Below are 11,541 nucleotides of genomic sequence, written 5' to 3' on the forward strand. Positions count from 1 at the left end.
AAGGCCAAATCTTACCCAATCAGAGCCAAAATAGGGATATGGAAAAAGTAATACCCCTCTGGAGGCCATAGATGGCGGGGCTTCCAGAGCACTTTGTCGTTTTTGGACGGAAAATCCCTAGAACCCCCAAGAGGAAGCCAGCCATGATCCGCTGCCACCTCGCTCGCCTGATGGGGGAGCACAAAATGAAGATCTCTGACGTCATGCGGGAAACCGGCTTGCGCCGCAATACCGTCACCCTGATGTACAAAGAGACCGCCCAGAAAATAGACATTGATGCCCTGGAGCGCCTATGCAATCTGTTCCAATGCGAAGTATCCGACCTGCTGGAGCTGACTGATGGGCAATAAGAGCCAAGCCGCCCTCATCTGCTGGATCGGCGGCAACGATCTCGATGCCGTCACCGGCAAAGAACAAGGCCCCATCTGTGCCACCCTCAAAGCCGAATTGTTCCAATCCGTGGAACTGCTCTACAACTACCCGGAAGAGAAGGTTAAGCCCTACCTCGACTGGCTTACCCAGCAAGTGGATACCCCCATTCACGCCCACCCGGCACCGCTCACCTCACCGGTGAACTTCGGCGAAATCTATCAGCAGGCGAATCAGCACTTAAGCCGCCTGCAAGGCGATCACCACAACATCGCCATCCTGCTCAGCCCCGGCACACCCGCCATGCAAGCCGTTTGGATATTGCTGGGTAAAACCCGTTTCCCGTGCACCTATTATCAGTCCTCCCGCGAAGCGGGGGTACAGCAGGTGGATATCCCCTTTGAAGTGGCGGCGGAATACATCCCCGCTGCCGGTGGCCTCAACAGTGCCCAACTCTCCCAGCTGGCAGCGCTGGATGCCCCGGTGAATGCCGCCTTTGACAGCATCATCACCCGCAACCCGCGCATGCAAACCCTCAAGGCCCAGGCCCAGATCCTAGCCCAGCGCAATGTGCCGGTGCTGATCTATGGTGAAACCGGTACCGGCAAGGAACTGTTTGCCCGCGCCATTCACAATGCCAGCAACCGGGCCAATGCACCGTTCATCCCCCTCAACTGCGGTGCCATTCCTCCGGAGTTGGTGGATTCCGTATTGTTTGGCCACAAGAAAGGCGCCTTTACCGGAGCGGTAGCCGATAAGCCGGGGGTATTTGCCCAGGCCAATGGTGGCACCTTATTCCTGGATGAATTCGGTGAACTGGAGCCCGCCGTGCAGGTGCGGCTGCTGCGGGTACTGCAAGAAGGCACCTTTGTCCCGGTGGGCGGGAGCAAAGAGATCAAAGTGGATATCCGCCTGATCACCGCCACCCATCGCAACCTGATGGAAGCCGTGGCCAATGGCGACTTTCGGGAAGACCTGTTCTACCGTGTTGCCGTGGGTGTATTGCACCTGCCACCGCTGCGGGAACGCGAGGGGGATCTGTCCCTTTTGGCGGAATCTCTGCTAAGATCATTAGGTGAGCAGGATGCCAGCCTCAAAGGTAAGAATATTTCTGTTGAGGCAAAAAAAGTTATACTCAAGCACCCGTGGCGGGGTAACGTGCGTGAGCTGCAATCGGCTTTGCTCCGCGCCGCGCTGTGGAGTCAGGGGGATACCCTGACCGCCGAGGACATCCGCCAAGCCCTGTTCCAAATGCCCGAGAAAAACACCGGCCTGCTGAATCGGGATGTAACACAAGGCATTGATATAAATGAATTATGTGATGACGTGATGCGTCACTATATACCCCTGGCCCTGGACGCTGCCCAAGGTAAAAAGTCCAAAGCAGCGGAGCTTTTGGGTATGAACAATTACCAAACCCTCGATCATAAAATGAAGAAGCTGAACATAACACAGACCTAAAACGAAGCATTGGCACGCTAATCGCTATCCCTGGATGCAACATAAGAAAATTTATCCAAGGAGATGGCCATGATCGAGACAGTACTTAAATTTGCATCAACACTAAGAGTTTACCCACACATGTTAACGGGCAAAATCAAAAACCAAATCGACCAGGTATGGACCATGTTCTGGACCGGTGGCGTCTCCAACCCCATCTCGGTAATCGAACAAATCTCCTACCTGCTGTTCATCCGCCGCCTGGACGAAATTCAGCGCACCGCCGAGCGCAAAGCCCAGGCCACTGGCCAGCCCCTGGAAAACCCCATCTTCAACAAGAAAGAAAACGAACTGCGCTGGAACAACTTCAAAGATAAAGACCCGAACGACATGTTCGACATCGTGCAGAACAAAGTCTTTCCCAAGATCAAAACCCTGCAAAGTCAGGGCAGCTTTGCCGACCACATGAAAGACGCCATCTTCATGATCCCATCCCCCAAGCTGCTGGATCAGGTCGTACAAATGCTCGATAACATCGACATGAACGACAAAGACACCAAGGGCGACCTCTACGAGTACCTGCTCAGCAAACTGTCCTCCGCCGGTGTAAACGGCCAATTCCGCACCCCGCGCCACATCATCAAAATGATGGTGCAACTGATGAAGCCCCAGATCAACGACACCATCTGTGATCCGGCCGCCGGAACCTGCGGCTTTTTAATGAGCTCGGTGGAATACATACAGGCGCAATACCAGGCCGAGCTGACCAAGCCTGCCAACCGCAAGCACTTCAACAACCACATGTTCACCGCCTACGACTTCGACCGCCACATGCTGCGCATTGGCGCCATGAACATGCTGCTGCACGGCATTGAAAACCCCGTCGTCAACTACCGCGACAGCTTGCAGGATCACGGTGCGGGCAACATCAGCGAAGCCTACAGCCTGATGCTGGCCAACCCGCCCTTTAAGGGCAATGTGGATTTTGACATTATCGCCCCAGATCTGCTGCGTGCCCTGGGTAAAAACCCGGCCGCCAAAAAAGCCAAAGTTAAAGAGGAAGAAACCGAAGACGGCAAGAAGAAAACAAAAGGCCCCACTGAAAAATCCGAGCTGCTGTTTTTGGCCCTGATTCTGCGCATGCTCAAAACCGGTGGCCGGGCAGCAGTGATCGTGCCCGATGGCGTACTGTTCGGCTCCACCAAAAGCCACAAAAGCATTCGCCAAAAACTGGTGAAAGAACAGAAGCTGCAAGCCGTGATCTCTTTGCCTTCCGGTGTATTCAAACCCTATGCTGGAGTCAGCACCGCTATTTTGATCTTCACCAAAACCAACTCCGGTGGAACCGACAAAGTCTGGTTCTATGACATGAAGGCCGACGGCTATTCATTGGATGACAAGCGCAGCCAATTGTTTAAAGACGGTGAAGAGCCTACTCACGAGCAAAGCAATATTGCGGACATTCTGGCTCGCTATGCGTCCATTGAAGATGGAAAACCCACCGAAGCCCGCCGCAAGCGCACTCAGCAGAGTTTTATGGTGCCGCTGAAGGAGATCGAGGCCAATGATTATGACCTTAGCCTTAATCGATACAAGGAAGTGGTGTATGAGGAGGTGGAGTACGACGAGCCAAAGGTGATTTTACAGCGGATTAAAGCATTGCAGAAGAAGATGGCAGATGGGGTGAAGGAATTGGAGGCGCTCCTTTGATGAGAATAGTCTCTTTAAGCGATATTGCAGAAATCGTAACTGGTTCAACTCCATCTAGAGCTGATGCGGATAACTTTGGGAGTGATGTTCCTTTCATAACACCATCGGAGTTGGATAAAGGGATTTACGTGACTGAAGGGACAGAATATTTATCCAACCAGGGCGCGTCCCTGTCTCGCGTGATTCCAGAAAAATCAGTGATGGTTTGCTGTATTGGGTCGCTTGGTAAGGTTGGCATTGCTGCTAGTAAATTAGTAACAAACCAACAGATTAATAGCCTGATCGTAAATGAGGGGTTAGCTGATCCACTGTATGTCTATTTTTTCTGTAGGACATTGAAGCCACAGCTTGAGTCAATGGCACCTAAAACTACAGTGGCAATAGTTAATAAATCCCGATTTTCATCGCTAAAAATCCCACTTCCCCCACTAGAAACCCAAAAACAAATCGCCGCCATTCTGGAAAAGGCCGACCAGCTCCGCAAAGACTGCCAGCAAATGGAGCAAGAGCTGAACAACCTCGCTCAGTCGGTGTTTATGGATATGTTTGGTGATCCGGTGAGTAATCCAAAGGGGTGGGAACGCAGGAAGCTCTCTGAATTCTATTTCGATGAAAAAACTGGGACAAAATGTGGGCCTTTTGGCTCTGCATTGAAGAAAGAGGATTTCTCGGTGTCCGGAGTGCCAGTTTGGAACATGGACAACATTACCCTTTCCGGGAAGTTTATTGATCAGCCAACTCTGTGGGTGCCTCACGACAAATACGATGAACTCGAAAGCTATAGTGTATTGCCCGGTGATGTGATCATCTCACGTGCGGGCACCGTTGGGAAAATGGGAGTTGTACTATCTAAGTACCCAGAATCACTCATTAGTACAAATCTAATAAGAGTCAGGTTCGGAGAAAGATTATTGCCCCAGTTTTTTGTATCGCTAATGCTTTACTGTAAGACTCGCTTAAAGAGGCTGAAAGTTGGTGCCGATGGAGCTTTCTCCCATATGAATACTGGGATTCTTGATGAGCTGGAGTTTCCATACCCGCCAATCGATGTCCAAACAAAATATGCAAACTTCGTTGAAAAAATAGATAGTGAGTTAATCAGGTTAAAGAATCTATCTACAGAAATGGACCAGCAATTTAATAGTCTGTCGCGAAAAGCTTTTAGTGGCGAGCTAACCATCAAAGATAGGGCCGCCTAAAAGGACTCATATATGGCAAACACAGCATCCAACTTCGGCTTTTTAGCCATCTGGCAAGAATGCGCCGACATTCAGGAACGTGCCAAAAAAGCCGAAGCCAATATCTACAGTGATGCGCGGGTCAGTTGTTTTTACGCTCGTAACTGTGTGGAGCTGTTTGTCGAAAAAGTCTTTGATATTGATGAGCGCCTGATCCGCCCCCGGCACGATGCCAGCCTGATGACCATGATCCATGATCCGGGCTTTAAGCAAAACCTGAAATACAGCCTGTTCCCCAAACTGAAAGGCATCATCCAACTGGGCAATCAGGCGGTCCATGCCACCGCACCTACCCAACGGGATGCCCTGCAAGCGGTGAAAGAGCTGCACCACGTTCTGTACTGGTTTGCCCGCACCTATACCCCCGGTTTGGATCGTGCCACCTTCGGCCCCTTTGTGTTTGATGAGGCGTTGGTACCGCGTACCGTGGCCATTGATGCCCAGTTGGCCATGTCCACCGCCAACCAGATCAAAGAACTGAAACAGCGGGTCCAGGAACAGGATCAGGCCGCCAGAGAGGTGGAAGCCAAACGCCTGAAAGAAAGCGCAGAGCTACGCTTGGAGAACGAAAAACTTAAACAGGCCGTAGCCCAGGCAGTAGAAGCTGCCGCCAGTGCAGAAGATCCCCACGATTACAACGAAGAGGAAACCCGCCATTGGCTGATTGATCCGTTACTGCGGGAAGCCGGTTGGGCATTGGACCAGGAGAAGGATCGGGAATACCCCGTATCCGGTATGCCGATATCCCCACAGAATCCGGCAGGCAACGGCAAAGTGGATTACGTACTGTGGGGGGATGACGGCACCGCGCTGGCGGTGGTGGAAGCCAAGCGCACCACCTTAAGTCCGGAGCGGGGCCAAACTCAAGCCAAGCTCTATGCCGACTGCCTGGAAAAGCAATGCGGAGTGCGCCCCATTATTTTCTATTCCAATGGCTACGAAACCCGGCTCTGGGATGACCACAACCATCCTCCTCGTACCGTGCAGGGTTTCTACACCAAGGATGAGCTGGCGCTGATGATCAAGCGCCGGGATGAGCGCAAGCACTTTTTTGATCCGCAGCAGGGTAATCGTGATGGTGTCGCGGCGCTCATCGACGACAAGATCACCAACCGCCACTATCAAAAAGCAGCCATCACCGCGATCCTGGAACACTTTGAGGTGGAAAACAGCCGCAAGGCGCTGTTGGTGATGGCCACCGGCACCGGTAAAACCCGCACCATTATCAGCCTGGTGGATTTGCTCACCCAGCATAACTGGGTTAAGAACATCCTGTTCCTGGCGGATCGTAATGCGCTGCTGACCCAGGCGAAAAAGAACTTTGTCAATCTGTTGCCCCGTATCAGCTGCACCCTGCTGGATTCCAACCTGAAAAAAGGCAGTGTGGACAGCCGCCTGTATTTCTCCACTTATCCCACCATGAAGAACCTGCTGGATCGCCCGGCGGACACCCGCCCGTTTGGGGTGGGGCACTTTGATCTGGTGGTGGTGGATGAGGCCCACCGATCCGTGTACGCAAAATATCGCCAGATCTTTGATTACTTTGATGGCTATCTGGTGGGGCTCACCGCCACACCCAAGGATGAGGTGGATAAAAACACCTATGGCATTTTCGATTTGCAGGATGGCATGCCCACCTACGCCTACGAGGATGCCAGCGCTTACGCCGAAGGTTATCTGGTGCCCCCCACGAAGATTTCGGTGGCCACCCAGTTTGTCCGTCAGGGGATCAAATACGACGATCTTAGCGATGATGAAAAAGCCGAGTGGGAAAGTAAGCCGGAGTTGGCGGAGCTAACGGAGGTATTGCCCACCGAGGTAAACAACTTCCTCTTTAATGAGCACACCGCAGAGCTCATGTTCAGTCAGCTATTAAGCAAAGATGAATACGGCGGTATTCATGTTGAAGGGGGCGATGTGATCGGTAAAACCATCATCTTTGCCGCCAACAACGATCATGCCGAGTTCCTGCAAAAGATGTTCGACAAGAACTACCCCAAATGGAAGGGCAAGCTCTGTCAGGTGATCACCTATAAAAACCCCTATGCCCAAAGCCTGATTGATGAGTTCTCGGTGGAAGGCCAGGGTTTTGATCCCAAGAATCCCAAGCTGCGCATCGCCATCTCGGTGGATATGCTGGATACCGGGATCGACGTGCCCGAAGTGGTGAACCTGGTGTTCCTGAAGGTGATTCAATCTAAGGTGAAGTTCACCCAAATGATTGGCCGGGGCACCCGCCTGTGTGAAAACCTGTTCGGCCCCGGTGATGACAAAACCACGTTCAAGGTGTTCGATTATTGCCAAAACTTCGAATTCTTTAACGCCAACCCGGATGGCACCGTGTCCGGGCTGGCTAAACCGGTCAGCCAGCAGGTGTTCGAGAAACGAGTACAGCTGAGCATCTCCATTGCCCACTTGGCCGACAAGCCACCGGAAACCGATGAAGAACGTACAGCAGTGGAGGCGTTAAAGGGCTTGCGCAGTTATACGCTGGATCTGTTGCATCATCAGGTTCAAGGCATGAACCTGGATAACTTTATCGTCCGCCCCAACCGCCAGCATGTGGAACGCTATCTGAAGCGGGAAGCCTGGGATGCCATCGACGACGCCCGGCATACCGAGTTGGAAACCCATATTTCCAATTTGCCCACCGAGGCCGAGCCGTTCAATGTGGATGAACAAAGCAACAACCTGTCCAATCGGTTTGATAACCAGATCCTGTCCATGCAGCTGGCGTTGCTGGAACGGGGTATGGTGCCCGAAGGGTTGCGCATTAAGGTGATGGAGTTTGCCCAACAACTGGAAGGTAAAACCACGATTCCCGCAGTGAAGCAGCATCTGGAGCTGATACAGGACATCCAAACCATCGAGTTTTGGCAGAACATCCAGCTGACCACGCTGGAAGAGATTCGCCGCAAGCTGCGGAACCTTATGTTTGCTCTGGATAGAGAGGAAAAAGAGGTCGTCTATACAGATTTTACTGACAGTGTTTTGGGTGTTAGAGATGTTACCGCGACCTACGATATTGCTCCGCTAGATTTAACGCAGTATCGAAAGAAGACAGAGCTCTACATCAAAGAGCACCAGGATCACCTCACCATTCAAAAGCTGAAGCGCAATAAGCCCATCACCCAGAGCGATCTGGATATCCTCGAAGATCTATTGGTGGCAGCCAGTGGCGTGGCGGATAAAGATACCTATCGGGAGAAGGTGCTGGATCAAAAGCCCTTGGGTACCTTCATTCGTGAACTGGTGGGCCTGGATATGAATGCAGCCAAGGAAGCGTTCAGTGATTTTCTGGATGAGGGTGTTTATAACACCAAGCAAATTCATTTCGTGAATCAGATCATCAACTTCCTGATGAGCAATGGAATACTGGAAGTTCAGCAGATATTCGAACCGCCCTTCACCGATATGCACGATGAAAGTGCCTATGGGTTATTTGATGAAGATAAGGTGGTGGAACTGTTTGGGCGAATCCGAAAAATCAGAGCCAATGCGAATGTAGGAGATATTGCATCGTAGTGGCTTTTTAATAATTACAAAAGGTGACAGCGGATGGCAAAGTCGCAAGCAAAAGTCAGCGAACTGGTGGGAATGATTGAACGGGGCGAGATCCGCTTGCCAGAGATGCAGCGCCGATACGTCTGGCGTGCATCCCGTGTCAGGGACTTGTTGGATAGCTTATATCGCGGTTACCCCAGTGGGGCCATTCTGCTATGGGAAACCGATATGGCGGTGCCCGAGCGGGATTTCTCGGTGGCCCAGAATGCCAGCCCCTATGCTACCAACAAACTATTGCTGGATGGTCAGCAGCGGCTAACCAGCCTGTCTTCCGTTATTCGCGGTGAACCTGTTTCCGTACGCGGCCGCAAGCGTCCCATCGATATTCTGTTTAATTTGGAACACCCCGATACCCTGATGCTGGTAACGGAGGTAAATGAGGACGATGGCGATGAGGATCTCATGCACGATGAGGCGGACGCCGGAGATGATGAGATTCAAAAGCGCCTGGATAAAATGACATTTGTGGTGGGCAGTAAAAAGATTGCCAGCTTGCCACATTGGGTGTCCGTGACCGAGGTGTTCCAGAGCAGCTCAGAAACTGACATTTTGAAGCAAGCCGGTGTCACTGGATTTGATGATCCGCGCCTTGAAAAGTATCAGTCCAGACTGCGCCAGCTTAAGAGCATTGCCGATTACGAGTATCGCCTGGACATACTGGAGCGCAGCCTGTCCTACGAGGAGGTCACCGAGATCTTTGTTCGGGTGAACTCCCTGGGGGCTAAACTGCGGGGCTCCGACCTGGCTCTGGCGCAGATCACGGCCAAATGGCGTGATTCTCTGAAGATCTTTGAGAAATTTCAGAAGGAATGTACTGATCGAGGCTTTGATGCGGAGCTGGGTACCTTTGTGCGGGCGTTGGTGTGCTTTGCTACCGGTCAAAGCCGGTTTCTTACAGTGAACACCTTGAGCCTGGATCGATTGCAAGATGGATGGGATCGAGCCAAACCTGGCTTGGAATACGCTATCAACTTTTTGAAAAGTAATATCGGCGTAGATTCGTCGGTACTGCTTTCTTCACCTTACTTTATGATCCTTCTGGCCGTGTTTGGCGAGCAATGTGATTACGAAATGGGGGCAGAAACCGAGAAGGAGCTGCGTCGCTGGTTCCTGTCAGCAAATGCCAAGGGGCGTTACAGCCGTGGCTCCTCAGAAAGCATGTTGGACCAGGACTTGGGTGCCCTGCGACGAGGCCAGGGTGTCAGCGGCCTGATTGATAACCTGAAGCAGCAGTTTGGTCGGGTAGATATCGAGCCGGATGATCTGGTGGGCCGTTCCCAACGCAGTGGTTACTTCAAAACGATGTTTTTGGCCTTCCGGCAAGACGGAGCCAAAGATTGGAATTCCCGTTTAGCCATCGATCTACAGCACAGCGGAGCGCAGCATAAGCTTCAGTTCCACCACATTTTCCCTCAGGGCTATTTAAAAGGTGCCTATGAGGCGAAGCAGGTGAATGACATCGCGAATCTTGCATTCATCGGTGGCAAGACTAATCGCAAGATCAGCGATAAGGCACCGACCGACTATATGTTGCCGTTGATCGAAGCGCATGGAACACAGATGTTCGACGCCCAGTGTGTACCCACAGTCAAGAATTTGCTGGAGAAGGACCAGTACCTGGACTTCCTGGCGGAACGACGCCGAATGATCACTGAGCGTTTAAACAGCTTTTTGAACTCTGAGTGACAGAGGCAGGATAAATCTATTTGTGATCGCATAATAATATTTATTGTTTTGCGTGGTGGTTTGGATTGGGTGTTTATTATTTCATTTAAAAACAGTTGGTTATGATTTGGCACGGTAGTTGATATAGGTGTGGAGAATACATCTATCGGAGAAACGCCATGTTAAACAAAATTATCTTAAACCCTAACGATGAAGTGACCTGCCCTCACTGCGAAGAAACCTTCGCTTTGCGTGATGGCCTTACTCAACAGCTGATCGATCGCTATCAAGCGGATCATGAAGCGATGCTCAGTTCTGAAAAGACAGCCCTTGAGCAGCGCTTGATTAAAGAGATCGAACGGCAGCAGAAGCGACACTATGAAGGTCAGCTGGCAGATTTAAAGGAGCAGCTGCAAGAGAGCCTGGCGGCCACTCAGAAAAGCCAGAATGCCTTGGAGGCAGCGCGTAACGCTGCGATTGAGAGTACACGCTCAGAGATGCTGGCCGAAGCCTCAGCCCTGCGTGAGACGCTGGAAGAAAAAGATGCCAAGATCGCAGAGTTCCGCAAGGTAGAATTGGCGCTCCGCAAGCAGACAACAGCACTTCAGGAGAAGCAGGCTGAGGTGGACCTGGAGATTGCCCGCCGTGTTGATGCCGAGCGTGCGCAGCAGGAAGCCAAGCTGGCTGAAACCTTCGCGTTGAAAGAAGCTGAACTGCGGAAGAAGATTTCGGATGCTCAGAAAACCAATGAAGAGCTGACCCGAAAGCTGGAACAAGGCTCACAGCAGCTTCAGGGTGAAGTGCTGGAGATGGAAATTGAAAATCTGCTGTCTCAATCCTACCCATTGGATGATGTTGAGCCAGTAAAGAAAGGTACCCGTGGTGCTGATGTGATTCAAACTGTGAAGCTGCGCTCTGGCACCCATTGTGGAAAAATCGTATGGGAGACGAAACGTGCAGAAAATTGGTCTTCAGGCTGGATCGGAAAGCTGAAGGAAGACATGCAGATTGCCGGTGGCGATGTCGCCGTTTTGGTAACGACTGCCTTCCCATCAGGTGTTAGCGATCCGATGTGTATCTATGAAGACGTGTGGATCGTAAGGCCTGATTTGGTTAAGGGTATGGCAGAGGCATTGCGAGCCGTACTAATCGAGTCGCAGCGGCAAAAAGCCATCACGATTGCGAAAGGTGAGCAAATGGAAACACTGTTTGACTACATTTGCAGTAACCAGTTTGCCCAGAGAGTGCGAGCCATCGTTGAAGGCTATGAAGAAATGCGCAGCGACCTGGAAAAGGAAAAGGCGGCCATGGCTCGGCTTTGGAAAAAGCGTGAAGGCCAGATCGGGCGAATCGCAACACAGGTGGTGAGTGTGTGCGGTGAATTGCAGGGGATCTCGGCTAGTTCGTTGCCGTATTTGGAATCGATAGCGGTTTTGGATGTTGAGTGACTCTGGATGTTTTAGATTTAATCTCATACAGCTGTTTTTGGTGTATGTAGGGCTCATTTTGGAGCCCTTTATTAAAATTTATCTCGGATATATCGTTGCGGCCAAAA

Annotated in this window: 7 protein-coding genes; all 7 read left to right on the plus strand. The window is 51.5% G+C overall.

Annotation, left to right across the window (positions count from 1 at the left end):
• The first annotated feature begins 143 nt into the window (after window positions 1-143).
• The 7 genes from D9N13_RS05950 (at window position 144) to D9N13_RS05980 (ending at window position 11,434) form a co-directional block, all read left to right on the plus strand.
• Window positions 144-350, plus strand: coding sequence for a helix-turn-helix domain-containing protein (locus tag D9N13_RS05950; RefSeq protein ID WP_290587197.1), 207 nt, complete (start codon window positions 144-146; stop codon window positions 348-350).
• Window positions 340-1,830, plus strand: a complete 1,491-nt coding sequence (locus D9N13_RS05955) for a sigma-54 interaction domain-containing protein (RefSeq protein ID WP_290587199.1) — start codon at window positions 340-342, stop codon at window positions 1,828-1,830. Before D9N13_RS05950 ends, D9N13_RS05955 begins: the two co-directional genes overlap by 11 nt.
• A 120-nt stretch (window positions 1,831-1,950) precedes the next feature.
• Complete coding sequence (locus D9N13_RS05960; RefSeq protein ID WP_290587202.1) at window positions 1,951-3,519, plus strand: class I SAM-dependent DNA methyltransferase; 1,569 nt, start codon at window positions 1,951-1,953, stop codon at window positions 3,517-3,519.
• Entirely contained in the window at window positions 3,519-4,718 is a 1,200-nt protein-coding gene (locus D9N13_RS05965; RefSeq protein WP_290587205.1) for a restriction endonuclease subunit S, read from the plus strand. Before D9N13_RS05960 ends, D9N13_RS05965 begins: the two co-directional genes overlap by 1 nt.
• Window positions 4,719-4,730: 12 nt before the next feature.
• Window positions 4,731-8,282 (plus strand): DEAD/DEAH box helicase family protein, encoded by a 3,552-nt coding sequence (locus tag D9N13_RS05970; protein ID WP_290587207.1) that lies wholly within the window; start codon window positions 4,731-4,733, stop codon window positions 8,280-8,282.
• Between the two features lie 33 nt (window positions 8,283-8,315).
• Window positions 8,316-10,007 (plus strand): DUF262 domain-containing protein, encoded by a 1,692-nt coding sequence (locus D9N13_RS05975; protein WP_290587210.1) that lies wholly within the window; start codon window positions 8,316-8,318, stop codon window positions 10,005-10,007.
• Between the two features lie 158 nt (window positions 10,008-10,165).
• Window positions 10,166-11,434: a DUF2130 domain-containing protein gene (locus D9N13_RS05980; RefSeq protein ID WP_290587213.1), complete on the plus strand. Its 1,269-nt coding sequence runs from the start codon at window positions 10,166-10,168 to the stop codon at window positions 11,432-11,434.
• Window positions 11,435-11,541 lie beyond the last annotated feature (107 nt).

The sequence above is a fragment of the Ketobacter sp. GenoA1 genome (assembly GCF_003671475.1).
GTDB lineage: Bacteria > Pseudomonadota > Gammaproteobacteria > Pseudomonadales > Ketobacteraceae > Ketobacter.

Excerpts from the sequence above, each read along its gene's own strand:
- D9N13_RS05950 (WP_290587197.1), top strand. The coding sequence starts at position 144 with ATGATCCGCTGCCACCTCGCTCGCCTGATGGGGGAGCACAAAATGAAG.
- D9N13_RS05955 (WP_290587199.1), top strand. The coding sequence starts at position 340 with ATGGGCAATAAGAGCCAAGCCGCCCTCATCTGCTGGATCGGCGGCAAC.
- D9N13_RS05960 (WP_290587202.1), top strand. The coding sequence starts at position 1,951 with ATGTTAACGGGCAAAATCAAAAACCAAATCGACCAGGTATGGACCATG.
- D9N13_RS05965 (WP_290587205.1), top strand. The coding sequence starts at position 3,519 with ATGAGAATAGTCTCTTTAAGCGATATTGCAGAAATCGTAACTGGTTCA.
- D9N13_RS05970 (WP_290587207.1), top strand. The coding sequence starts at position 4,731 with ATGGCAAACACAGCATCCAACTTCGGCTTTTTAGCCATCTGGCAAGAA.
- D9N13_RS05975 (WP_290587210.1), top strand. The coding sequence starts at position 8,316 with ATGGCAAAGTCGCAAGCAAAAGTCAGCGAACTGGTGGGAATGATTGAA.
- D9N13_RS05980 (WP_290587213.1), top strand. The coding sequence starts at position 10,166 with ATGTTAAACAAAATTATCTTAAACCCTAACGATGAAGTGACCTGCCCT.